Source organism: Thermodesulfobacterium sp., from assembly GCF_030445475.1.
GTDB lineage: Bacteria > Desulfobacterota > Thermodesulfobacteria > Thermodesulfobacteriales > Thermodesulfobacteriaceae > Thermodesulfobacterium > Thermodesulfobacterium commune.
Window position 1 is genome coordinate 23,735 of record NZ_JASUTP010000004.1, and the last position, 23,175, is coordinate 46,909.

Consider the following 23,175-nt stretch of genomic DNA (forward strand, 5'->3'; position numbering starts at 1 on the left):
AAAAATTAAATTTAACAAAACAATTTAAAAAGAAAAGGGGTGGTTGAAGTAAATGGCACAAAAGGACCTTAACGAAAAGATTTTAGAGTTAGGGAAAGCAGGGCAGCTTACTTATGAAATGTTAAACAAGATTTTACCTGAAGAGTATAACGACCCTGATAAGATTGAAGAGATTTTTGACCTTCTTGAGAGTTATGGGATAGAGTTAAAAGACATGGATCCTTACGAAAGAGAAGAGTATATAGAAAAGAAAGTCCATGATAAGATTAGAGAGCTTTCTACTTTTGCCGAAGGAGAATTGACTGAAGAAGAAACTATCTCAGAGCCAGGTTCAGAGGAGCTATTATCTCTTTATCTTAAAGAGATGGGTAAGTATGACCTTTTAACCCCAGAAAGAGAGGAGGAGTTGTCAAGAGAGATAAGAGAGGGGTTTGATAATATATTAAAGATTATAAGAGAAACTCAGATAGACTGTAAAGAGATTTTAGAGGTAAAAGCGGTGGTTCAGGAATGGGAGCGAAGAGACCCTAATCTTAAACCTAAAAAGACTTACGTTAACTATCTGGAAAAGGTTGTTAAGGAATTAGAAGAACGATATATAAAAAATAAGAAACACAAGGTAGAGCCTAAAGGTATAAAAGAGTTTTGTACTGAAATAAAGAAGAACATCGCTCGTATAGAAAAGGCTAAAGATGAGATGGTAAAAGCTAATCTTAGGTTGGTAGTATCTATAGCTAAAAAGTATGTAAGACAGGGGTTGTCTTTGGCTGACCTTATTCAGGAAGGAAACCTTGGTTTGATGAGGGCAGTCTATCGTTTTGATTATAGAAAAGGTAATAAGTTTAGCACTTATGCTTCTTGGTGGATAAGGCAGTCTATCACTAGAGCTATTCTTGATAAGACAAGAACTATAAGGCTTCCAGTACATTTTTTAGAGCTGAGAAACTATGTTTTTAAGGTTTTTTATGAGCTTTCTAAAGAGTTAGGAAGGGAGCCCACTCCTGAAGAGCTTTCTCAAAGAACTGGAGTACCTTATGAAAAAATTTTGGTAATTTTTGAAACCTCAAAAGAACCTGTCTCGTTAGAAACTCCGATTGGAGATGAAGACAGCACCTTAGGGAATTTTATAGAAAATAAAAAAAGCCCATCTCCTTATGATACAGCCAGAAAAAAGGATATTTCAGAGAAAATAAAAAGGTTTTTAGCCACCCTTTCTCCTAGAGAAGAAAAAATTATTCGCATGAGGTTTGGTCTTGGAGAATATGAGGGATATACTTTAGAAGAGATAGGGTATATGTTTAAGGTCTCAAGGGAAAGGATTAGACAGATAGAGAAAAAAGCCCTTTATAAAATGAGGCAGCTTGCTCAAAAAGAAAAATTTGACATCAGAGATTAAAAAGACTTGGTTGCTTAGGTTTAGGCGGTTTTGGCTTAAAGGTTTTGAGAGGGATCCCTTTAAAGAACGGTGATAACCCTTGGGTTAGACAAAAATTATAGACTTTTCTTTCTTTTACCCCAGAAAAATAAAATTCTCGCTTAGCCCTAGTTAGGGCAACGTAAACCAATCTTTTTTCTTCATCTTCGTCTGTGTCCTTAAAAATTGTAAGGGGAATAAGCCCTTGCTCTGCGCCCACTAAAATAACTACTTCAGCTTCAAGCCCTTTTGAGGCATGTATAGAGAGAAAGTTAATCCCTTCACGGTCTGTATTTATAAAGTCAGAAGGTTGAGCGCTGATAAGATAGCCTAAAAATTTTTCTTTATCTTGGTTCGAAAGTTCCCAAAGATTTTCTAAATAAGTTTTCACCTTAGAAGGTGCCTTTTTTATCAGATCGGCTATAGAAAATGCCGAAGATTGAGCCTCGTAAATAAACTCCTGTAGAGTCTCATAAGTAGCTTTAGCTTCATCTTCTACTAAATGAATCGGTATCCCAGCCTTGAGAAAGGCTTCTTTTAAGGGTTGAAAGACCTCTTTTAATCTTGCAAGGACAAAGATTTCTTTAGGAGAGATTCCTTCATGTGTTTGTTGTTCTAACTGTAATCCTCCTAAAAGATCTTTTACTAAATCAGTTAAAATCTCCCTTTCTTGAAAAGGATTTTCAAAAAAAAGCCCCTGAACCTTTCCTTCTTTTTTTAAACTGGTGTAAGGTATTTGTTCCCAGGGTGAACATTTAAAATGTTCAGCTATTTTGAGGATTTCTTCTGGACATCTAAAACTTTGAGAAAGGGTCAGGACTTTAAAGTTAGGTCTAAAGTTATGCCAAAAGTCTTTAATTTTTTTTAGATTTACCCCACGAAAACCGTAAATAGATTGATTAGGATCACCAAACAACGTAAAGGTTGCATGTTTAAAAAGGGTTAAAAATTCTAAAATATCTTCTGAAAGGTCTTGAAATTCGTCTATAATTATATGATAACCTGAAAAGTTTAGGTTATGAATAGATGAGACTTCATAAAGTAAAAGTTCAAAGTCTAGAAGTTGGTTTTTTTTAAGATATTCGAAAAAAGTTAGTTTGTTTGCTGGCTTAGTTAGAGGTTTTGGGGTTTTACCAAAAAGTTTTTTTAAAATTTCTTTTTTTTCTTTTTCTGTAATAAGTTTAGGAGGTTTTTGATGATGTTGACACCATACATCATAGGCATAACCGTGGAAGGTATCAACCTTTATTTTTTCCAAACCTACCTGAATCAATCTTTGCCTTAATTCCTTTAAGGTTTTTACAGAATAAGTGAGAACTAAAATTTTTTTAGGTGAAACCTCGTTTTTTTCGATAAGTTGTTTTAGCTTAGCCACAAGGGTATAGGTTTTCCCTGTTCCAGGACCTGCTATTACGATTGCATCTTGAAGGGTAGCTAAAACTTCCTGTTGTTCTTTGGTGAGCTTAAACTCCATAGAGGTTGATTATAAACTGAAATTATAACTTGTCTACAATAATCCCACCTCCTAATAAGAACTCCTTTTCATAGAAGGCACAAACCTGACCAGGGGTTACCCCAAAAACAACCTCTTCAAAAAGAACTTTTGTTTTCTTGCCTTCAGTGATTATATCTTTAACCTTCACCCTAGGGGCACGGTATCTTATCTGAGCTTCAGGAGAGGTCCATTTCTCTATCGGAAGGTGTAAGTTTAGACTCTCAAGTACAAGACCTTTGACTGCAAGGTCTTTTTTTTCTCCTAAAAAAATGGTATTAGTTTGTGGGTCTAAACAGGTTATATAAAGAGGTTTGCCTAACGGAAGCCTTAAGCCCTTTCTCTGCCCTATGGTATAGAAAAATATCCCTTCATGGGTTCCAACTACTTTCTCTTTATAAACCACAGGCCCCTTTTTAGGTTGTAAAAACATAGATAAAAACTCTTTAACTGAAGTTCTCTTTAAGAAACATACGTCCTGAGATTCTTGCGAAGTTTCTATCCCAAAAATTTCTTTAGCCATAATTTTAACTTCTTCTTTTAAATAACCACTTAGAGGAAAGTTTAGAAAAGGTAAGACTTGTTTGTTAATCAAGGACAGGAAGTAAGATTGATCCTTTTTAGTATCCTTTGGTTTTTTTAACAAGAGCTCACCTTGGTATTCCCCTAAATCTACGTAATGTCCGGTAGCTAACTTTTCAGCTCCTAAATTTTTTAACGTCCAGTCAAGGACTTCCCCAAATTTTATTTTTGCGTTACATAGAGCGCATGGATTAGGAGTTTTCCCTTGGGCATAAGTGTTTATAAAATAAGAGATGATTTGTTCTTGAAATTTTTGGGTAAGGTCTATGATGTGATGGGGTATGTCAAGTGTTTGGGCTATAAACTTAGCTTTTTCTATTTCCTTTTGTTTTTCAAAAAGCTTAAACGTAATTCCAACTAAAGAAACTCCTTGTTTTTTTAAAAGATAGGCAGAAACAGCACTATCAATTCCTCCGCTTAGACAAATGGCGATTTTCATGTTTTATGGTAAAATAAAGTTTACCAAAGTAATTAAATTTTTTAAATTATAAACAAAAGGAGTGGAATATGGAAGGCCTTTTAAAAAAATTTTTTCAACCTTCTAAAAAAGTAATAGCCGACAAAGCGGCTTTTCCTGAAGAGACGGTATCGAGGGTAGAAAACAGGCTTAAAAGCCTGGGGGTTAAGGTTTATAAAGGGGTTCAGAGGATAGATAAGGGAAGACTTGGAATTCCTGTTTATATAAGTCTTTATGATATAGATGGACAAAGGATTACCGGAAATTTTAAACAGATGGGTAAAGGTTCTACTGAGGTTTTAGCTAAAGCGAGTGCACTTATGGAGTTGGTAGAAAGGTTTTCCCTGTTTTCTTTTTATAGATCGGTAGAAACGGTAGGAAGATTAACAACTTTCGAAGAGTTAGGAGAAGATGCCCTCTCTTGGGAAATATTTTTGAGGTCTGTAGAAGATGACGAACAAGATAAGGTTAAAGAAATAGCCTATCGTTATATAAAAAAGACTCCTATGTGGTTTGTTCCTGGATTAGAGGTTACTACTAAAAAAGTTAAATATCTACCTTTTCATTGGTTTTGGATACTTTATGAATATAATGGATCTGCTGGAGGAAATACCTATCCTGAGGCAGCCATTCAGGCTATCTGTGAGTTGATAGAAAGACATGTGAACGCTCTTTCGGTGAGAAAGGGTATACCAATGGCTGAAATAAAAAGAAGTTCAATTTCAGGGGAAGGAGAAAGGCTTCTTTCTTGTTATGAGAGATTGGGGATTAAAGTGTGGATAAGAGATATGACCTTTGGAATGCCTGCTCCAACAATAGCGGTGATGGCGATGGATCCCTCTACCTATCCTCACAGAAGTGAAATCGTTTATGCTGCTGGTACAGGCACCTCACCAGAAAGGGCTTTAATAAGGGCCTTGACAGAAGTAGCTCAGCTGGCAGGAGATTTTGATACCGAGGGTAAATATTTAGAAAGTGGACTTCCCAAATTTCGTACCTTAGAAGAAGCTTCTCAGGTATTAGCTACCAACGGAGAGGTTAGTTTGGAGGATCTTCCTAATCTTTATTCCGAAGATCATACGCAAGAACTTGAGGTGTTAACCGATAAACTAAAAGAGATAGGTTATCAAACCTATTTGATAGATATCACTCGCCCAGATTTAGAAATTCCTGCGGTTTATGCGGTGATTCCAGGAATACTTTTTAGAGAAAGAACTAAGATTTCTTATCTTTATCAGTTTGTAAGAACTTTAAGTCTTTATTTTCCTCTTGAGTCTCAGAAATCAATCTTAGAAGATTTGATAAAGGAGGTACCAGACAGATATTTTCTTTGGGCTTTTCTGGGTAATGTGTATAAAGAACTAAAAGAGTTTAGCAAAGCGATTTCAGCCTATCAAAAGGCACTTGGAATGATCGATTTTGACGACGACAAAATAGCCCTTTATACACATTTAGCCGATGCTTATTTAAAGGATGAACAGTATAAAAAAGCGGTGGAAACTGCTTTACAAGGTCTTTCTTTAGAAGAGGTACCTGAGCTTTACAACATCTTAGGAAGGGCTTATTATAAATTAGAAGAATATTTTTTAGCGATGGAGGCCTTCTGTAAAGCTATAGATTTAAATCCTGCTTCAGCCATAGACTATGCTAATGTAGGTTATTGTTTAAAGGCGTTAAACCAGCTACCTACTGCAGAGGTTTTTTTCTTAAAAGCCTTAGAGCTTAATCCTGATTTGACGGTTGCTAAAATGGGATTAGAATATTGTGGGAAGTTTTTAAACAACCAAAACTAATCCTTGGAGGGTAAAGGTGGTCTACAAAAAGGGTTTATATCTTAAGTTTAACCCAGAGATAGTAGACCAGCCTATAGTATATAGGCTGGTAAAGGATTATGATTTAGTTTTTAACATTCTTAGGGCGGTAATCACTCCTGGTAAAGAAGGTATCATGATCTTAGAGTTAGAAGGCACCCCTGAAAAACTAAGAGAAGGATTAAACTATCTTAGAGAGGTAGGGGTTGAAGTCAAGTCTTTAGAACAACAGATCATCAAAAATGAGGAAAAATGTATTCATTGTGGAAACTGTACTGCTGCATGTCCAACAGGGGCTCTTTATGTAGAAAAAGATACCTTTTATATAAGGTTTAACCCTGAAAAATGCACTGCTTGTGAGTTTTGTGTGGCAGTTTGTATCACCAAAGCTATGGAGGTTCACGTAGAAAGTGAGGTAGAAAGTTTTACCTAAAGAGGTCTATTGACTTTTAAATAAAATTTTAACATAATTATTAGACAATGGCGAAGTTAGACGCTTTTTTTAAATTGATGGTTGACACCCAAGCTTCTGACCTGCACCTTTCTGCAGGTAATCCTCCCCTTCTTAGGATCCACGGCGACCTTCAAAGGGTTAAATATAAAGTTTTAGAAGATGAAGAACTTAGAGAAATGCTCTATGAAATAGCTCCTGAAGAAATTATCAAAAAGTTTGAAGAACAAGGAGAAGTTGACTGGGGTTATGAAATTCCTGGTTTAGCTCGTTTTAGGGTGAACTATTATCGTCAAAGAAGAGGGGTTGCTGCAGCCTTTAGGCTTATTCCTAACAAGATAAAAACTGTAGAAGAATTAGGTCTTCCTCCTATCCTTAATCGGTTAGCTCTTTTACCAAGAGGCTTAGTTTTGGTTACTGGTCCTACAGGGTCAGGTAAATCTACAACCTTAGCTGCTATTATAGACTATGCCAACAGAATGCGTTATGACCATATTATTACCATAGAAGACCCTATCGAGTTTGTGCATGAACCTAAGAATTGCTTAATAAACCAAAGAGAAGTGGGTACCCATACTAAAAGTTTTGCTAATGCCCTTAGGGCTGCTCTGAGAGAAGACCCTGATATTATCATGATAGGTGAAATGAGAGATTTAGAAACCATTTCTTTAGCTCTTGAAGCAGCTTTAACCGGACATTTAGTATTTGCTACCCTTCATACCATCAGCGCAGCTCAAACTGTGAGTAGAATTGTGGATGCTTTTCCTCCGGAGGAAAGAGACCAGATAAGGGTTTCTTTATCAGAGGCTTTAAGAGCAGTTATTTCTCAAACGATGTTTAAAAGGATAGACAGACCTGGTAGAATTGTGGCTATGGAAATCATGATAGCTACTCCTGCTATCAGAAATCTGATAAGAGAAAATAAGATCCATCAAATACCTTCGATGATTCAGATGGGTAGAAAATATGGGATGATGTCTCTTGATGATTGTATTATGGAATATCTTAACAACAAGTGGATAAGCCCTGAAGAAGCCTTTATTAAGGCAGTTGATAAAAGTAGGTTTATTCCTTTTGTCCAAAATAAAGAAATTTTAGACTTCACCGAAATGCCGGGTTAGTAAATCCATGCTAACAGATTTTGATATAAAAGCGCTATTTTCTAAGTTGGCTAATATAGAACCAGGTATTTCTGATATTTTCATCCTTTCAGGTTATCCTTTTCAGGTTATGGTTTATGGAAAGATGAAAAATGTATATTTAGAAGATTTTTATGTAGAAAAATTAACCCCTCACCAAACCGAGACCATTGCTTTTAACCTTTTAAAAGAAAATCCTAGACTTTTTTTTAAACTTTTTAAAGATGGATATGCAGACCTTTCTTATTTTTTAGATGACGAAACTCGTTTTAGGGTAAACATCTTTTCTCGTCAAAAAACCTATAATATTATTATGAGAAAACTTGAGAGTAGGGTTAAAGGTATAGATGAGCTAGGTCTCCCTGAGGTTTTTTATAAAATAGCTAAAGAAAAATTTGGGATTGTGCTAGTTACTGGAGCTACAGGTCAGGGGAAAACCACTACCTTAGCTGCTATCCTTCATGAAATAAATAAGACTCAACCGGTCCATATTTTAACCTTAGAAGACCCTGTAGAATATATCCATCAACCAATTAAAGCTACCATTAATCAGAGAGAATTAGGTACAGATTTTAGCTCCTATGCAGAGGGACTTAGGGCTGCCCTAAGAGAAGCTCCTCAGGTGATTTTAGTAGGAGAAATAAGAGATAGAGAAACAATGGATATTGCCCTTATGGCAGCTGAAACAGGACATTTAGTTTTTTCTACTTTGCATACGATAGGAGCTTCTCAAACGATAAACAGGGTGATTGGTTTTTACCCTCCCGATGAAGAAAACTTTATAAGACAAAGATTAGCAGCCTCATTAAAATGGGTTATAGGACAAAAACTCCTTCCCAAGATAGGAGGAGGAAGGATTCCCGTGTTTGATATTCTTTACAATAACTTAAGGGCAAAGGAAATTATTCTCACAGGAGAATCGGAAGGTAAAACTCTTTATGATGTTATGACCCAAGGTAAGCCTTTTGGGATGCAAACTTTTGATCAACACCTTATAGAACTTTATGAAAAAAATCTTATAGAAGAAGATTTAGCCATTTATCATGCATTAAGAAAAGATATTGTAGGAAGACAGATAGATCTTATTAAGAAAAAAAGAAGGGTTGAGGAGGAAACATTTCACTTAGAACTTGGAGGTAAAGGAGTAAAATAAGGGGTATTTATGAGGGTTGATGTTTCAGATTTATTTTTACAAAAATTAGTCGTCGGTTTTTTTTGGAAACTTTCCGATTCTTTCAGTCCTATAGCAGAGTGGTTTGAAGTTAATAAAGATTATGTTGTAAGAGAAATTAAAGATAAGGAAGACTTAATATTTTTGATTAAAAACAGACTTTTAAAGGTATTAGTGATAGGGGTTAATTCTTTAGAAGAAGCTTATGAGATCAAACAATTTTTAGATTTTAAAATCTCTGTTGAACTAAGAAGAGAGCTTGAGGTGATATATGTAAGTCCTCAGGTACAAACTTTAGACCCAAAAACTACTTTTTTATGGAGTGCTAATTTAGTTTTAAACCCTCAGCATTTATCAGAATTTTCAACCATTTATACTAAGGGTCTTTCCTATTGGGAAGATCTTTATAAACATTTTAAGAAAACTCAAAAATATTTTTTTGAAAAAAGTATTGAGGGAGGGGTATGATGATAAAAAAAGCGGTGCTACCTGTAGCAGGACTTGGGACAAGGATGCTTCCGATTACTAAAGTAGTCCCTAAAGAACTTTTACCTGTTATAGAAAGACCTACGATAGAATACGTGATAGACGAAGCAATTCAGTCTGGAGTTAATACCTTGATTTTTATCATTTCTCAAGGTAAGGGCAAGATTATAGATTACTTTGATATTGATTTAAACTTAAGGAGTTTTCTTAAAGAAAGAGGGAAAACAGAGCTTTTAGCAAAGGTACAAGAGGTAGAAGAAAAGATTAAATATCTTATAGAGGTTAGACAAAAGGTGCCTGAGGGATTAGGACATGCCATTTTGATGGCAGAAAAGGCGGTAGGTGAAGAACCCTTTGCTGTTTTGTTGGGAGATGACTTGGTAGATGCAGATCCCCCCTGTATTAAGCAGATGTTAGAAGTTTATCAAAATTTGTTTTCAAAAAGTTCTGAAATAAGCCTTATAGGAGTTGAAGAGGTAACCTGGGAAAATGTTTCTAAGTACGGGATTATTGATGGCGAAAGGGTAGGGACCGACCTTATAAAGGTAAAAAAAGTGGTAGAAAAACCTAAACCAGAAGAGGCTCCTTCTAATCTTGCTATCATAGGACGTTATATTTTAAATCCTATAGTGTTTGATTATCTTAAAAGAATACCTAAGGTCAATGGAGAATATCAGCTTACCGACGCCATTCAGCTTATGATAGATGAAGGACACGAGGTATACGCCTATTTATTTAAAGGAAAAAGGTTTGATACAGGAAACAAAGAGGGTTTTTTTCAAACTATCCTTCATTACGCCTGTAAAGACCCTAGGCTTGAGGCAGTTTTAAGAAGTTTTTGCCAAGAACGCTTCGGTTTTTGAGATAAAAAATTTTAAACCTTAAATGTATCTTGTTGAGGTAGTCCTTCCTTTACCTTTACATCAAACTTTTTCTTACTTAAGTGACAGGTTCATCCTTCCTGGGGTAAGGTGTATTGTCCCTTTTAGAAACTCAAGGTTAATAGGGATTGTTCTAAACTGTGAGTTAGCCGAGGAAAACCTCATCAAAAATTCTCCTTTTACCTACAAAGAAGTAGAAGAAGTAATAGACAAAGAACCTATCGTCCCTCCAAAGATGTTTCCTTTTTTTGAATGGGTTGCAAATTATTATCTATGTGCTTTAGGTTTGGTTTACAAAATTGCCCTTCCCTCTGGGATCTTTAGTCTTCCTAAAAAACGAATTTTTCTTACCTCACAAGGAAAAGAGGCTTTGAAAAAAGGAGATCTTCCTGAGGTTTTTTCTTTGATAAAAACAAAAGGATATGAGTTTAAGAGTTTTCTTAGAAAGACCAAACTTTCTTCTAAAGAATTGCAGAAATGGAAAAAACAAGGATTGATAGAAATTCAGTACTATTTTCCAGAAGTAAAAATTCCCACTGAAGTTTTTATTAAATTAAAGCCTAGTCTGTCAGAAGAAGTTATAGAAAAAAACGAAATATTACGTTATATCAATAGATTAAAAGAAGTTCCTGAGAAAATTTTAAAAAATCTTTTTTCTTCTAAAGAGGTAAACAAGTTAATCAAGAAAGGGTTTTTGGAGCGGGTAGAGTATTTGAAAATGAGAAAGATTCCTATGTTTATGTCTGTTCCAGAAAAGTATGTTTTGACCCCTTTACAGAGAAGAGTTTTTTTAAACATTAAGGAAAGACTTGATAAAGGGGGTTTTTATCCTATTTTGCTTTTTGGGGTTACAGGGAGTGGTAAGTCTTTAATATATTTAGAGGCTATAAAGGAGGTCTTAAATCAGGGTAAAAAAGTCTTAGTTCTGGTTCCTGAGATCGCGTTAACCACTTATATGGAAATGTTGTTGCTTAAGCATTTCAAAACAGAGATAGCGGTTCTTCATAGTGGTCTTTCAGCAGGAGAAAGATTTAGAGAGTGGCAAAGAATTGTTAAGGGTGAGGTTAAAATCGTGGTAGGAGCAAGGTCTGCTATTTTTGCTCCTATAGAAGGATTGGGATTGATAGTAGTGGATGAAGAGCATGATCCTTCTTATAAAGAGGAGACTCTTCCCTGTAAATATAATGCGAGAGACCTTGCTTTGGTAAGAGGGAGCTTAGAAAACATACCGGTAATTTTAGGTTCAGCTACCCCAAGCATAAAAACTTTTTACAAGGCTGTTGAAGGAAAATATGACCTTTTGGTTCTAAAAGAACGTCCTTATACACAACTTCCAGAGGTTCGTCTTATAAAAAATCCAGGTTTTAAGCTGATTACTTCATCTTTAAAAAAGGCTATAGATGAGGAAATTGCCAAAGGAAAATCGGTATTTTTATACCTTAACCGGAGAGGATATGCCCCTTTGGTTAGGTGCGAAGATTGTCATCATCTTTGGGGATGTCCTAATTGTGGTATTCCTTTAACTTATCATAAAGAAGAAGATAGCCTTTTATGTCATTATTGTGGTTTTGAATTCACTAAAACTTTAGTCTGTCCTGTTTGTAAAGGGACTAACTTAAAGTTTTATCGTGCAGGAACAGAAAGGGTGGAAGAAGAGTTAAGAAAGATTTTTCCAGAAGTAGAGATAATACGATTAGATAGGGATAGTATCAATACAGAAAAAAAGTTTTTAAAAATCATGGAAAAAATTTACCAACCTATTCCCAAAATTATCGTAGGTACCCAAATGGGGGTTCATGGGCACAACTTTCCAGGGGTAAGTTTAGTAGGAGTTTTAAGGGCAGAGGAGGGCTTGTTTATTCCTTCTTATAAAGCTGCAGAAAGAACATTCCATCTCCTTACCCAGGCAGCAGGTCGGGCTGGAAGAAAGACCGAAAGAGGTAAGGTTTTTTTCCAAACCTCTTTAGAGGAACACTATGTTATAAAGTATGCCTTAACCCAGGATTACGAAAGTTTTTATAAAGAGGAAATAGCCTTAAGGAAGGCTTTTTTGTTTCCTCCTTTTGTAAGGCTAACAGTTATAAGAGTAGAGGGTATAAAAGAAGAAATAGTAAAGCAAGAAAGTATTAAAGCTAAAGAATTTTTAGAAAAAATTATAGAGGACGAAGGATTAGAAGGGATTTGGGTGATAGGCCCCTCTCCTTGTCCTTTTAGAAAGTTAAAAGGTTTTTATCGGTGGCATATTCTTATCAAGTCAGAGAGTTATAAAAAAATTAACCAAGTTTTAAGAAGTTTTTTGGGTAAGTTTAGGGTAAAAGGTTTAAAAATAACCTACGATATAGACCCAGAAGACCTTTTATAAAGTAAATGTAACATATACATAGGTAGTTATGTCTAAAATTTAAAAACAAGATAAGTAAAAAAGATTAGGTATATAGTTTTTCAATGAAAATTTGACGGAGGAGGTCTATGAAAATTCTTATTATTATCACCAGTAGCGATCCTGAAATTATATACCATGCTATGAGGTTAGCAAATGTTGCTTCTCAAAAAGGAGAGGAAGTTTCGGTTTTTATGTTAGGAAAAGCTGTTTTATTTGAAAAGCTTTCTAACGAGCAGTTTAACATAATGGAACAAATAAATACTTTTCAAGGAGATTTTTATGTCTGAGGTGTATGTTTAAAGGCTCATGGGCTTGAGCCTTCTTCCACTTGTCCAGTAGCCTTTATGGTAGATCTTTATGAGCTTGTTAAAGAGGCAGATAAAGTTTTAACTTTTTAAAAATAAAAACCAAAACTATAGATAAGGTTTACATTTTTTAAAAAAGACATATATTATAAAAGTTGATATGATAAAAACTTCAAAGGTCAAGATAGAAAAACTGTCTTCTGAGCGGTTTTCTTCAGTATATCAATTTGACCTTAAACCTCTTGAGTTGGAAAGTTTTTTAGACGAATATATAGTAGGACAAAGAGAGGCTAAGGCGATCATTGCTACCAAGATATGTACCCACTTTCAGAAAATTAAACATTATGTTTTAAAGAGAAATGAGGATTTTGATTTTGTGAAAAACAACCTTCTTATCATAGGACCTACTGGAGTTGGTAAAACCTATATGATAAAGTTAATAGCCAAGAAAATAGGAGTTCCTTTTGTAAAAGGGGATGCAACCAAGTTTAGCGAGACAGGTTATGTGGGAGGTGATATAGAAGATTTAATTAGAGAACTTTATTGGGAAGCAGAAGGAGATCTTGAGAAAGCCCATTATGGAATGATTTTTTTAGACGAGATAGACAAGATAGCCTCTAGCGGAGAAACTATAGGACCAGACGTTTCTCGTACAGGAGTACAAAGGGCTTTGTTAAAACCTTTAGAGGAAACAACGGTAGAGATAAAATTCCCACCTGAGGCAGGTTCTGGGTTTGATCGTAAAGATATTTTTGATAAAACTCGTAAAAGAAAGATAATTCTAAACACTAAGCATGTTCTTTTTGTAGCGAGTGGTGCTTTCCAGGGTTTAGAAGATATCATAAAAAAAAGGCTAAAAAAACAAAATATGGGTTTTCTTTCTGAAATAGAAGATAGATTAGAACAAAAATTAAACTATTTAAAATTTGTCTCACCAGAAGACCTTGTGGTTTATGGTTTTGAAAGAGAGTTTGTAGGGAGATTCCCTGTTATTGTTGTATTTGATCCTCTTTCTGAGGAAGATCTTTTTGAAATTCTTGCGAATCCTAACAACCCTATGGTTTTAAACAAAAGAAAAGATTTTAACGTTTATGGAATAACCTTAGCTTTTTCTAATGGGGCTTTAAGAGAAATTGCCAAAGTTAGTGCTAAAGAAAATACCGGGGCTAGAGCCTTGGTGATGGTATTGGAGAGAGTTTTAACCCCATATGAAAGACTCTTACCTTCTAAAGGGTTTAAACATCTTGGGGTAACTGAAGAGATGGTAAAAGACCCTGAAGGGGTCCTTCAAGCTATGTTAAACTCTCCTAAAAGTGACCGTTGGAAAGAAATCTTTAGGGCGTGTCTTTTAGAGGAAGAAGAAAGGTTTAAACGTTATCTGAATTCAAAGGGTATTTTTAAATCCGAAAGTTCTTTCGAGTTAACGCCTAAAAGGGTTGAATTGCTTTTTGATTTTTACTTAAACGAGGCTATTGAACTGACCAAAGGGTGGGAAAAACTTTGTTATGTATGGCAACAAGTTAAAAATTATGAAAAATTTTTCGAAAATAGGTATAACTTAAAGATTTGCTTTTCAGATGATGCGATAGACTTCATCATGGAAAGAGCTATAAAAAAAGAAACGGGTGTTTTTAGTATTTGTGAAAAACTTATGTCTCGTTTAAAAGATGAACTAATTTATTTAAAAGATTTTTGGGATATAGAAGCGATTACCATAACCTCACTTGCTTTTAAAAATCCAGAGAGATTTTATAAACAAATCCTAAAAAATTAAAGGGTATGGTTATATGATTTACTTAGCCCTTTCGGAAGATTTGTTTAAGAAGTTAAAAGAGGCTTTAGAAAAACATAAAATTAGATATAAATTAATAGAAGACGGAGAGACCCTACTTAAATTAGCTAAAAAAGAAAAACCTAAGTTAATTATTTTGGAAAAAGATATCCCTTTGTTAGATGGATTTGCTACGACTTTACTTTTGAAGTCTAACCCAGAAACTCAAACCATACCTATAGTGGGGGTTTGTAAAGTTCCGTTAAAAGAAGAAGAACATAGGGCTAAAGATTGTGGTTGTGATGATATTTTGGTTTATCCTTTTAAAGAAGAGGAATTTTTAAACAAAGTTTTAAAGTACATAAAAAAGTAGAGGTAGAAAAGTAATGATAGGAATTTCTAAACTTTACTGTGGAACGATAGAGGCTTCAGACCCGTTAAGGTATGGAAGGAACTCGAAAAACCTTCCATCCCATCTTCTTCAATTTTCAGCAGATAAAAAACCAGTGGTAGTATGGAACGTAACCAAGGCTTGTAATCTTAGGTGTATTCACTGTTATGCTAAGGCAGACAACAAGCCCCATCCAGAAGAACTTACAACTCAAGAAGGCATGGCTTTGCTGGAAGATTTAGCTCAATTTGGAGTGCCTGTGGTTTTATTTTCTGGAGGAGAGCCTTTGGTAAGGTCAGATATTTTGGATTTGATAAGAAAGGCTGTAGAGTTAGGGATGAGGGCTGTGCTTTCTACCAACGGAGTTTTGATAGATGAATCTTTAGCCAAGGAACTTAAAAAAATAGGGCTTTCTTATGTAGGAATTAGCCTTGATGGGTGGAAGGAAGTACATGATAGGTTTAGAGGAGTAAAAGGGTGTTTTGATAAAGTTATTTCTGCTATAGAAAACTGTAAGAAAGAAGGAATAAAAGTAGGTTTAAGATTTACAATTAATAAACTTAATGCCCAGGAAATTCCCAAGGTGTTTGATTTGGTTGAGGAACTTTCTATTCCAAGAATATGTTTTTATCATTTAGTATATGCCGGAAGAGGTAGCTCTTTGATTGATATGGATTTAGACCATGAGGAAACTCGATATTGGGTAGACTACATCATAGACCGCACCAAAGAATTACATGATAAGGGACATAAAGTAGAAGTGTTAACCGTAGATAATCATGCCGATGGTCCTTATCTATATCTTAGGATGAAAAGAGAAGGAAATCCCAGGGCAGAGGAGGTCTATGAACTTCTTAAGATGAACGGAGGTAACAACAGTGGTGTGGGTATAGGATGTATTTCCTGGGACGGAGAAGTTCATGCAGACCAGTTTTGGAGGCACTATTCTTTTGGTAACGTAAGAAAAAGACCTTTTAGTCAGATTTGGACAGATCTTTCAGATCCGTTGATGGCTAAACTTAAAGAGAAAAAGAAATATGTTAAGGGAAGATGTGCTGCTTGCAAGTTTTTGGAAGTATGTGGTGGAAACTTTAGGGTGAGGGCAGAGGCCGTTACAGGAGATGTTTGGGCCCCTGACCCAGCTTGTTATTTGACTGACGAAGAGATAGGTATAGCTTAAAAATCTACGAAGGAGACCTTTATGAATAAGATAGAAAGAGCTCTGATAAGCGTTACAGATAAAAAGGGAGTAGTGGAGTTAGCTAAAGAGCTTGAAAGCTTAGGTATAGAAATCATCTCTACCGGTGGTACAGCCAAGGTTTTGAGAGAAGCTGGGGTTAAAGTGGTAGAGATTAGCGAAGTTACAGGTTTTCCTGAAATATTAGAAGGGAGAGTAAAAACGTTACACCCACATATTCATGGAGGAATTCTTTTTAAAAGAGATAACCCAGAGCATGTAGAAACTATCAAAAAACTTCAGATAAAACCTATAGACTTGGTAGTGGTAAACCTTTATGCCTTTGAAAAAGTGGTAGAAAAAGGAGGAGACTTAGAAGAGGCTATAGAAAACATAGACATAGGAGGTCCTACTTTACTTAGGGCTTCTGCCAAAAATTTTAAATATGTTACGGTAGTGGTAGACCCAGAAGATTATGAAAAGGTTCTTGAAGAAATAAGAACTTATGGTAACACCACCCTTAAAACCAGATTTGAGCTTGCTAAGAAGGTGTTTGCTTTAACCAGTCGTTATGATAGAACCATCCTTGATTACCTTTCAAGGTTTAGTGTATAAAATATGTTTTGCGTTTCTTTAGCTAAACCAAACATTAGTCAAGTTTGCGAACAGATAGAAAAATTTTCAGAAATAACAGACCTTTTTGAAATAAGAATTGATAGTTTAGAAAATCTTTCAAAAGATGAAATTCTAAAAGTTTTTTCCTATCCCTTTAGGTTTATCTTTACTTTAAGAACTTATCGAGAAGGGGGAAAAGCACAGCTTTCCCCTCAGTCTTATATAGATTGGATTCTATGGGCCTTACAACAACCTTTTTATCTGGTAGATGTAGAATGGCGTTATTTTAAGAGATATTATGAAAAATTTAATTTAACTACTTCTTTTTATGATAAATATGATAAAATTTTAGTTTCCTATCATAACTTTAACCGAACCCCTGAAAAGGGGTATCTAAAGAGGATGTTACGTGAGATGGGGGAGAAAGGAGTTAAAAAGGCCAAGATTGTGACCATGGCTAAGGTTTTTGAAGACAGTTTAAGACTTTTAGACGTAATAAGATTTGCCAAGGAGTTAGGAATAGAACTTATAACCTTTGGTATGGGAGAGGCCGGGAGGTTAAGTCGGGTGTTATGTTTACTTGCTGGATCACCTTTTACTTATGTAGCACCTTCTAAGGAAGAGGCAGTAGCACCTGGACAAATCGACCTTTTAACTGCTAAAACTATATACTCTAACCTTTTAGACCATTTACCTAAACCTTCTTGAGGATAAGCCTAATGTATGATGTATATGGAGTAATAGGATATCCTGTTAAACATTCTCTATCTCCGGTTATTCATAACTTAGGGTTTAAACTTTTGGGACTTAAGTCAGTTTACGGCACTTTTGAAGTCTCTCCTGAAAACTTTGAACAAGCAGTCATAGGAATCAAAGCCTTAGGAATTCAAGGATTATCTGTAACAGTTCCTTATAAAGAACGCATTATGAAATACTTAGACGAAATAGATAAAACTTCTTCTGAAATAGGGGCTGTAAATACGGTTGTGGTAGAAGAAGGGAGGCTTTTAGGTTTTAACACAGATTGGATAGGGGTATTAAAGGCTTTTGAGGAGAATGGGATAAGTTTGAAAGGCAAACAAGTGGTAGTAATTGGTGCAGGAGGAGCGGCTAAGGCGGTAGTTTATGCGGTAAAAGAGGCTGGTGCAAAAGAAATAGTGATTTATAATAGGACTTATCAAAAGGCGGTTGAACTTGCTCAAAAATTTGGTGGTGTACCCAAACCTTGGGATGAGTTAAACAAGGCTGAAGGAGAGATTATCATCCAAACCACAAGTGTAGGATTAAATTCCAAAGAAAGTGTAGTTGGACCAGAGGTACTTTTAAGGTTTAAGGTTGCGATGGATTTAGTTTATTCACCCCTCAAAACCACTTTTTTGACCTATGCTGAGGAAAAAGGTTGTAAGGTCATAGACGGCCTTCAAATGTTATTTTATCAAGGTATTGAGCAACTTAGACTTTGGACTAAAAAAAGTTTATCTCAAGAAAGTTTATCTATCATTCAAAAAGAGCTTTATGCCGAAGTACAGAGGAGACAAGCTTAATGAAAAGTGTTAAACCGATACTTCCTCTAAAAGGTTTAAAAAAAATTGAGATAGAATTACCTTCTTCTAAGAGTTTAACCCAAAGGGCTTTGATTTGTGCTTCCTTAGCAGAGGGGAAGTCTCAACTGGTAAATCCTTTGATAAGTGAAGATACCTTGCTTTTAAAAGACGCTTTGGTTGCTACTAACATAGAGGTTAAAGTAGTTGAGGAAGAAAAACTTTGGGAGATCAAGGGAAGTTTTCCTCCTTTACTTTCAGGTGTAAAGGTTTATTTAGGGAATAATGGTACAGGTTCAAGATTTTTCTTAAGTTATGCCTGTTTAGGGAAGGGAAGTTTTATAGATATTTACGGAAAGCCAAGGCTTCATGAAAGACCGGTAAAACATTTGGTAGAGGCTTTAAGAAAATTAAACGCAAAAATCGAATGTTTAGAAAAAGAAGGGTATTTTCCTATACGGGTAAAATCAAACGTTCTCAGGTCTGAAAGCATCGTCTTACCAGGGGATGTAAGTAGTCAGTTTGTGTCTTCGTTATTGTTAATAGGGCCTTATCTTCCTAACGGTGTAGAGATTTTGATAGAAGGACCATTTTTCTCACGTCCTTACGTAGAGATTACCTTAGAGGTTATGAAAGAGTTTGGAGTTGAGGTTTATGCTGAAGAAAGATATTTTAAGGTAAGTCCTGGTAGGTATAAACCATCGGTGTATGAAGTTGAGGCTGATGCCTCAAGTTCTTCATATTTTCTAGGTTTACCTTTGATTTTAGGTGAAGGAGAGGTAGTAGTCAAAAACTATAATTATTTTTCTAAACAAGGAGATACTAAGTTTATAGAGTTTATCAAAAAGATGGGAGCTTGCGTAGAACCTCTTTATCCTAAAGGTGTAAGGGTAGCTTTTAAAGGAAGACCTAAGGCCGTAGAACTTGACTTAAAGGATACCCCAGACCTTTTTCCTACGATGTGTGTTTTAGGGGCTGTAGCTGAAGGCAAAACGATCCTTAAAGGGGCTCCACATCTTAGGTTTAAAGAAACAGACCGTATAAAAGCTATGGTGACTGAATTACAGAAGATAGGAGTTAATGCTCAAGAACTTCCTGACGGAGCTGTGATAGAAGGTACCCAGGATTTTCAGCCCGCAGAGATAGAAACTTATGATGACCACCGAATAGCTATGTCCTTTGCCCTTTTAGGGTTAAAGACCGGAAAGATTAAAATAATAAATCCTGAATGTGTAACTAAATCTTTTCCTGATTTTTGGGAATATCTGGAAGCTCTTTATGGATAAGGTGTTATTAATAGGTTTTAGGGCGGTAGGCAAAACTACCGTAGGTAGACTCCTTAGTAGAGCTTTAAATTGGGATTTTATAGACACAGACCAAGAGGTTCAAAACATTTCCGGGAAAACGATAAAAGAGATAGTCGAAACCGAAGGATGGGAGACTTTTAGGAGGATTGAAAAAGAGGTTTTGGTGAGGTTGGTTGATAGAAAAAAAATAGTGATTGCTTTAGGTGGGGGAGGAATTTTACATCAACAAGAAATCAAAGCTTTAAAATCAAAAGCATTGGTTGTATGGCTTAAAGCCTCACCTGAAACCATTATAGAAAGAATGCTTAAAGATGAAAAAACCCTAAAAGAAAGACCTAAGCTTACCTCTGAAGATTTAACTTCAGAGGTTCTTCAAGTTTTAAAATTGCGAGAGCCTTTATATCGTGAGTTTGCAGACTTAAGTATAGATACCGAGCAAAAGTCTCCAAAAGAGATACTGGATTTAATCCTTAAACAATTGAAAAACCAAAATATGGTAGGGGAAATTATATGAAGATAGAAAGGTTAATTGTAGGAAGTTTTGAGGTTTGCTGTTATATCGTCTATTGTGAAGACACCAAAGAAGGAGTTATCATAGACCCTGGGGCAGAAGACCCAAGAATTTTAGAGTTAATTAAGACTTTGGGTATTAAGGTAAAAGTTATTTTAGGTACCCACGGACATCCTGATCATGTAGTAGGTGTTTCCTTTTTGAAGGAAGCTTTAAACGTTCCATTTGGGTTGCATGAGGAAGACGACAGGTTTTTTCAAGATAAAAACAATTTTTCTTTTTTTAGGTCCTGGGGTTTTCCAGAGAATCCAAAAGCAGACCTTAGGTTAAAAGAAAGTGATGAAATTGTTTTTGGAAAGGAGAAAATAAAGGTCATACATACGCCTGGACATTCTCCTGGGTCGATATGTTTTTATAATCAAAAAGAACAGGTTTTGTTTACAGGAGATACTTTGTTTGTGGAAGGGGTGGGGAGGGCAGATTTACCAGGGGGTAATTTTTTTCAGATGATGGACTCTATCAAAAAAAAGATCTTAACCCTACCTGAGGAAACCTCTATTTTTCCAGGACATGATTATGGATCTAAACCTGTATCTACGATAGGAGAGGAAAAGAATAACAATCCCTTCTTAGAAGAAATTTTATAACCTACCTATTCCTTCGTAGCTAAACCCTAAGGATTTTACCACCGAAGGTTCATAAATATTTCTCATGTCTATGATCAAAGGATTCTTCATTACCTTTTTAAGTTGAGAAAGGTTTAAAAACCTGAATTCATTCCATTCAGTAAGAAGTACCAATCCATGTGTTTCAGCAGCACAGTTTAAAGGATCAGAGGCATATTCTATGTTAAGTCCTTTGGCAGCTATTTTAAACTCTTCCATAGCTACAGGGTCATAAACCTTTACTTTTGCTCCTTTTTCTAAAAGTACGGGAATGATAGATAAAGCAGGGCTTTCTCTGACATCGCTTGTATTAGGTTTAAAAGAGAGTCCTAAAACTCCTATAGTCTTATCCTTTAAGTCTCCTAAAAATTTTTCTAATTTTTCTATTACTCTTAGTTTCTGTTTTTCGTTAACTTCTATTACTGCTTCAAGGAGTCTAAAAGGTGAACTTACTTTTCTTCCTTGATGGATAAGAGATTTTACATCCTTAGGTAGACAGGAGCCTCCAAACCCAGGCCCAGGATTTAGAAATTTAGACCCTATTCTTGGGTCTATTCCTATACCTTTAGCTACAGTAGTCACATCAGCTCCTACTTTTTCACAAAAATTGGCGATTTCATTGATAAAAGAAATTTTAGTAGCTAAGAAAGCGTTGGTTGCGTACTTGATAAGCTCAGCTGTTTCAAGGTTGGTTATGATAAAAGGAGTTTCTGCTAAATATAAAGGACGATAAATGTCTTTTATGATAGCAATGGCATAGGAACTTTCCCCTCCGATAACCACCCTATCTGGATGCATAAAATCTTCTACAGCAGAGCCTTCTCTTAAAAATTCAGGATTAGAAATTATATCCACAGCTACAGAGGTCTTTTTGTTTGAATCTATCAAGTTTTTGATCCATCTGTTGGTTCCTACCGGTACCGTACTTTTGGTAACGATAACCTTATATTCATCGATGATCTCGGCTAAAGATAGAGCTACTTCTTTTATTTGGGAAAGGTCTGCAGAGCCATCAGGATTAGGAGGTGTTCCTACACAGATAAAGACTACCAAGGAATTTTTCACTGCCTCTTCTAAGTTTGTAGTAAAAAACAGTCGATTTGCCTTTACGTTCTTTTTTACCAATTCTTCTAAGCCAGGCTCGTAAAAAGGTATGATCCCATTTTTTAGCTTGTTTATTTTTTCTTCGTCTTTATCTACACAAAATACTTTCATTCCAAAGTCTGCTAACCCTGCACCAGAAACTAACCCTACATATCCTGTCCCTATGATGGTAATGTGCATCTTTTACCTCTTAAGTCAGTAATTTAAATTATGAACGTTTTTTTTGAGTGTTAGAAGACTTAACCGTTATTTTGGTATTTTTTTTCTTAGTTTTAGCCATCTTTGTTTTTAATTTCGAAGGTTTTTGTTTTTTTAGGGCCAACTTTTTATTTTTCCTGTTCTTGGTAGTTTTTTTGGCGAATTTATTAGATTTTTTAGAACTTTTAGCTACTGATTTTGCTTTGAAAATTTTACTTTTAGATACATGATGCATCGGAATTTGTGAGGTTACTACTGTGGTAAGGTATAAAGGTTCTGCTTTGTTTTCTAAAACTAATCTGCTAAACTTAATTAGTTCTTTAGAATCACGCCAAAGGCTTTCTCTTGAAGGAGCTCCAAGCACAGAGGTTATGATTAAATGATTGTTAACCTGAGAAGCTGTTACCAAACAGTGTTTAGAAGCTCTGGTAAAACCCGTTTTTCCACCTAACACATAATTTTTTACTTCTGGGTCTTCTAAAAGGTTGTTAGTGTTTTTAAGTACAAGCACCCTTCCATTTTCCGAGGCTATGATTTTCGTAGGTGTATGGATGATTTCCTTTATTAAAGGATACTTAAGAGCATGATAAAGAATCAAGGATAGTTCATAGGCAGTAGTATACTGTCCAGGAGCAGGTAATCCGGAAGCAGAAGTAAAATGAGAATTCTTTAATCCTAATTCTTTTGCTTTTCGGTTCATGTAAAAAGTAAAGTTTTCTTCAGAACCTGCCACTTCCTCTGCCAGAGCTACCGCAGCTTGGTTGGAAGATTTCATAAGCATTAAATACAAAAGGTCTTTTACCGTGTAAACTTCCCCTTCTTTTAACAGAGGAGCCACACTCGGAGTTTCAGCTGCGGTTTTAGAAATGGTTACTTTTTTGTTTAAGGATAACTTATCTAAAACCACCATTGCTGTAACTAATTTTACCGTGCTTGCAGGAGGTATTTTAAGGTTAGGATTTTTGGCAAAAAGGACTTTTCCTGTGGTTGCATCTAAAGTAACCGCAGTTATGGCACTTATTTCAGATAAACTGTTTATGTCTTCAGCCAATCCTTGTTTCCCAAAGAGGATTAAGCAAAAAAACAAAATCAATACTAAAAACTTTTTTATGTTTTTTTTCATTTATTTCCTCCCTTTTTTTAAAATTTTTAATTAAATTTAACGCTACAACTTAAAAAATTTTAAAAGATTTAAAAAAATAGTCAAAACTTCTAAGATTTTTCTAAAATTACCATAAAAAACCGAAAAAGTCAAATATTAAAAAACGATAAAACTTTAAAAAAAACAAAGAATGGTTAAAATTTAATAAGAAACAGGGTTTA

Annotated in this window: 22 protein-coding genes; 18 read left to right on the top strand and 4 right to left on the bottom strand. The window is 35.3% G+C overall.

Going from position 1 to position 23,175, the window contains the following annotated elements:
* Positions 1 to 52: 52 nt before the first annotated feature.
* Positions 53 to 1,396, top strand: a complete 1,344-nt coding sequence (locus tag PWP26_RS02650) for a sigma-70 family RNA polymerase sigma factor (protein WP_038060025.1) — start codon at positions 53 to 55, stop codon at positions 1,394 to 1,396.
* Here the strand turns inward: PWP26_RS02650 and PWP26_RS02655 are convergent.
* Complete coding sequence (locus tag PWP26_RS02655; RefSeq protein WP_301398914.1) at positions 1,386 to 2,888, bottom strand: UvrD-helicase domain-containing protein; 1,503 nt, start codon at positions 2,886 to 2,888, stop codon at positions 1,386 to 1,388. The genes PWP26_RS02650 and PWP26_RS02655 overlap by 11 nt on opposite strands.
* Before the next feature lie 22 nt (positions 2,889 to 2,910).
* Complete coding sequence (mnmA, locus tag PWP26_RS02660) at positions 2,911 to 3,927, bottom strand: tRNA 2-thiouridine(34) synthase MnmA (RefSeq protein WP_038060023.1); 1,017 nt, start codon at positions 3,925 to 3,927, stop codon at positions 2,911 to 2,913.
* A 68-nt stretch (positions 3,928 to 3,995) separates the two neighbouring features.
* Between mnmA and PWP26_RS02665 the strand changes: the two genes are divergently transcribed.
* The 17 genes from PWP26_RS02665 to PWP26_RS02745 all read left to right on the top strand — a co-directional run bounded on the left by PWP26_RS02665 (position 3,996) and on the right by PWP26_RS02745 (position 20,532).
* The gene (locus PWP26_RS02665) at positions 3,996 to 5,738 is read left to right on the top strand and encodes a YcaO-like family protein (protein WP_287568418.1); all 1,743 of its coding nucleotides are present in this window, start codon (positions 3,996 to 3,998) and stop codon (positions 5,736 to 5,738) included.
* Positions 5,739 to 5,754: 16 nt separating this feature from the next.
* A complete protein-coding gene (locus tag PWP26_RS02670) occupies positions 5,755 to 6,189 on the top strand; it encodes an NIL domain-containing protein (protein ID WP_000262566.1) in 435 nt (144 codons plus the stop codon).
* A gap of 47 nt (positions 6,190 to 6,236) precedes the next feature.
* Positions 6,237 to 7,328 (top strand): type IV pilus twitching motility protein PilT, encoded by a 1,092-nt coding sequence (locus tag PWP26_RS02675; RefSeq protein ID WP_038060022.1) that lies wholly within the window; start codon positions 6,237 to 6,239, stop codon positions 7,326 to 7,328.
* Positions 7,329 to 7,335: 7 nt separating this feature from the next.
* On the top strand, positions 7,336 to 8,499 hold the full coding sequence (locus PWP26_RS02680) for a type IV pilus twitching motility protein PilT (RefSeq protein WP_038060021.1): 1,164 nt from the start codon (positions 7,336 to 7,338) through the stop codon (positions 8,497 to 8,499).
* Between the two features lie 9 nt (positions 8,500 to 8,508).
* Positions 8,509 to 8,985, top strand: coding sequence for a hypothetical protein (locus PWP26_RS02685; protein ID WP_287568421.1), 477 nt, complete (start codon positions 8,509 to 8,511; stop codon positions 8,983 to 8,985).
* Positions 8,985 to 9,866, top strand: coding sequence for a UTP--glucose-1-phosphate uridylyltransferase (locus PWP26_RS02690; protein WP_287568422.1), 882 nt, complete (start codon positions 8,985 to 8,987; stop codon positions 9,864 to 9,866). The genes PWP26_RS02685 and PWP26_RS02690 overlap by 1 nt, the downstream gene beginning before the upstream one ends.
* Before the next feature lie 22 nt (positions 9,867 to 9,888).
* The gene (gene priA, locus PWP26_RS02695; RefSeq protein WP_301398916.1) at positions 9,889 to 12,246 is read left to right on the top strand and encodes a primosomal protein N'; all 2,358 of its coding nucleotides are present in this window, start codon (positions 9,889 to 9,891) and stop codon (positions 12,244 to 12,246) included.
* A gap of 107 nt (positions 12,247 to 12,353) precedes the next feature.
* Entirely contained in the window at positions 12,354 to 12,665 is a 312-nt protein-coding gene (locus PWP26_RS02700) for a DsrE family protein (RefSeq protein WP_301398917.1), read from the top strand.
* 67 nt (positions 12,666 to 12,732) lie between these two features.
* On the top strand, positions 12,733 to 14,346 hold the full coding sequence (locus PWP26_RS02705; protein ID WP_301398918.1) for an AAA family ATPase: 1,614 nt from the start codon (positions 12,733 to 12,735) through the stop codon (positions 14,344 to 14,346).
* Positions 14,347 to 14,359: 13 nt separating this feature from the next.
* Positions 14,360 to 14,716, top strand: a complete 357-nt coding sequence (locus PWP26_RS02710) for a PleD family two-component system response regulator (RefSeq protein ID WP_051754432.1) — start codon at positions 14,360 to 14,362, stop codon at positions 14,714 to 14,716.
* Positions 14,717 to 14,729: 13 nt separating this feature from the next.
* Positions 14,730 to 15,914, top strand: coding sequence for a 12,18-didecarboxysiroheme deacetylase (gene ahbC / locus PWP26_RS02715; RefSeq protein WP_273019213.1), 1,185 nt, complete (start codon positions 14,730 to 14,732; stop codon positions 15,912 to 15,914).
* Between the two features lie 21 nt (positions 15,915 to 15,935).
* Positions 15,936 to 16,526 carry an IMP cyclohydrolase gene (locus PWP26_RS02720; RefSeq protein ID WP_301398919.1) on the top strand — a complete coding sequence of 197 codons (591 nt, stop codon included), beginning with the start codon at positions 15,936 to 15,938 and terminating at the stop codon, positions 16,524 to 16,526.
* Between the two features lie 3 nt (positions 16,527 to 16,529).
* On the top strand, positions 16,530 to 17,234 hold the full coding sequence (gene aroD, locus PWP26_RS02725; protein ID WP_051754433.1) for a type I 3-dehydroquinate dehydratase: 705 nt from the start codon (positions 16,530 to 16,532) through the stop codon (positions 17,232 to 17,234).
* An 11-nt stretch (positions 17,235 to 17,245) separates the two neighbouring features.
* Positions 17,246 to 18,070, top strand: a complete 825-nt coding sequence (locus PWP26_RS02730; protein ID WP_287568434.1) for a shikimate dehydrogenase — start codon at positions 17,246 to 17,248, stop codon at positions 18,068 to 18,070.
* Positions 18,070 to 19,353, top strand: coding sequence for a 3-phosphoshikimate 1-carboxyvinyltransferase (gene aroA, locus PWP26_RS02735; protein ID WP_301398920.1), 1,284 nt, complete (start codon positions 18,070 to 18,072; stop codon positions 19,351 to 19,353). The genes PWP26_RS02730 and aroA overlap by 1 nt, the downstream gene beginning before the upstream one ends.
* A complete protein-coding gene (locus tag PWP26_RS02740; protein WP_000362064.1) occupies positions 19,346 to 19,888 on the top strand; it encodes a shikimate kinase in 543 nt (180 codons plus the stop codon). Before aroA ends, PWP26_RS02740 begins: the two co-directional genes overlap by 8 nt.
* Complete coding sequence (locus tag PWP26_RS02745; protein ID WP_038060008.1) at positions 19,885 to 20,532, top strand: MBL fold metallo-hydrolase; 648 nt, start codon at positions 19,885 to 19,887, stop codon at positions 20,530 to 20,532. The genes PWP26_RS02740 and PWP26_RS02745 overlap by 4 nt, the downstream gene beginning before the upstream one ends.
* On the opposite strand, the gene PWP26_RS02750 is transcribed toward PWP26_RS02745, so the two are convergent.
* Both PWP26_RS02750 and PWP26_RS02755 read right to left on the bottom strand, forming a co-directional pair.
* Entirely contained in the window at positions 20,527 to 21,834 is a 1,308-nt protein-coding gene (locus tag PWP26_RS02750) for a UDP-glucose/GDP-mannose dehydrogenase family protein (RefSeq protein ID WP_273010704.1), read from the bottom strand. The genes PWP26_RS02745 and PWP26_RS02750 overlap by 6 nt on opposite strands.
* A gap of 28 nt (positions 21,835 to 21,862) precedes the next feature.
* Positions 21,863 to 22,975 carry a D-alanyl-D-alanine carboxypeptidase family protein gene (locus PWP26_RS02755; protein WP_287568437.1) on the bottom strand — a complete coding sequence of 371 codons (1,113 nt, stop codon included), beginning with the start codon at positions 22,973 to 22,975 and terminating at the stop codon, positions 21,863 to 21,865.
* Between the last annotated feature and the right edge of the window lie 200 nt (positions 22,976 to 23,175).

Excerpts from the sequence above, each read along its gene's own strand:
- PWP26_RS02650 (WP_038060025.1), top strand. The coding sequence starts at position 53 with ATGGCACAAAAGGACCTTAACGAAAAGATTTTAGAGTTAGGGAAAGCA.
- PWP26_RS02655 (WP_301398914.1), bottom strand. The coding sequence starts at position 2,888 with ATGGAGTTTAAGCTCACCAAAGAACAACAGGAAGTTTTAGCTACCCTT.
- mnmA (WP_038060023.1), bottom strand. The coding sequence starts at position 3,927 with ATGAAAATCGCCATTTGTCTAAGCGGAGGAATTGATAGTGCTGTTTCT.
- PWP26_RS02665 (WP_287568418.1), top strand. The coding sequence starts at position 3,996 with ATGGAAGGCCTTTTAAAAAAATTTTTTCAACCTTCTAAAAAAGTAATA.
- PWP26_RS02675 (WP_038060022.1), top strand. The coding sequence starts at position 6,237 with ATGGCGAAGTTAGACGCTTTTTTTAAATTGATGGTTGACACCCAAGCT.
- PWP26_RS02680 (WP_038060021.1), top strand. The coding sequence starts at position 7,336 with ATGCTAACAGATTTTGATATAAAAGCGCTATTTTCTAAGTTGGCTAAT.
- PWP26_RS02685 (WP_287568421.1), top strand. The coding sequence starts at position 8,509 with ATGAGGGTTGATGTTTCAGATTTATTTTTACAAAAATTAGTCGTCGGT.
- PWP26_RS02690 (WP_287568422.1), top strand. The coding sequence starts at position 8,985 with ATGATAAAAAAAGCGGTGCTACCTGTAGCAGGACTTGGGACAAGGATG.
- priA (WP_301398916.1), top strand. The coding sequence starts at position 9,889 with ATGTATCTTGTTGAGGTAGTCCTTCCTTTACCTTTACATCAAACTTTT.
- PWP26_RS02705 (WP_301398918.1), top strand. The coding sequence starts at position 12,733 with ATGATAAAAACTTCAAAGGTCAAGATAGAAAAACTGTCTTCTGAGCGG.
- PWP26_RS02710 (WP_051754432.1), top strand. The coding sequence starts at position 14,360 with ATGATTTACTTAGCCCTTTCGGAAGATTTGTTTAAGAAGTTAAAAGAG.
- ahbC (WP_273019213.1), top strand. The coding sequence starts at position 14,730 with ATGATAGGAATTTCTAAACTTTACTGTGGAACGATAGAGGCTTCAGAC.
- PWP26_RS02720 (WP_301398919.1), top strand. The coding sequence starts at position 15,936 with ATGAATAAGATAGAAAGAGCTCTGATAAGCGTTACAGATAAAAAGGGA.
- aroD (WP_051754433.1), top strand. The coding sequence starts at position 16,530 with ATGTTTTGCGTTTCTTTAGCTAAACCAAACATTAGTCAAGTTTGCGAA.
- PWP26_RS02730 (WP_287568434.1), top strand. The coding sequence starts at position 17,246 with ATGTATGATGTATATGGAGTAATAGGATATCCTGTTAAACATTCTCTA.
- aroA (WP_301398920.1), top strand. The coding sequence starts at position 18,070 with ATGAAAAGTGTTAAACCGATACTTCCTCTAAAAGGTTTAAAAAAAATT.
- PWP26_RS02740 (WP_000362064.1), top strand. The coding sequence starts at position 19,346 with ATGGATAAGGTGTTATTAATAGGTTTTAGGGCGGTAGGCAAAACTACC.
- PWP26_RS02745 (WP_038060008.1), top strand. The coding sequence starts at position 19,885 with ATGAAGATAGAAAGGTTAATTGTAGGAAGTTTTGAGGTTTGCTGTTAT.
- PWP26_RS02750 (WP_273010704.1), bottom strand. The coding sequence starts at position 21,834 with ATGCACATTACCATCATAGGGACAGGATATGTAGGGTTAGTTTCTGGT.
- PWP26_RS02755 (WP_287568437.1), bottom strand. The coding sequence starts at position 22,975 with ATGAAAAAAAACATAAAAAAGTTTTTAGTATTGATTTTGTTTTTTTGC.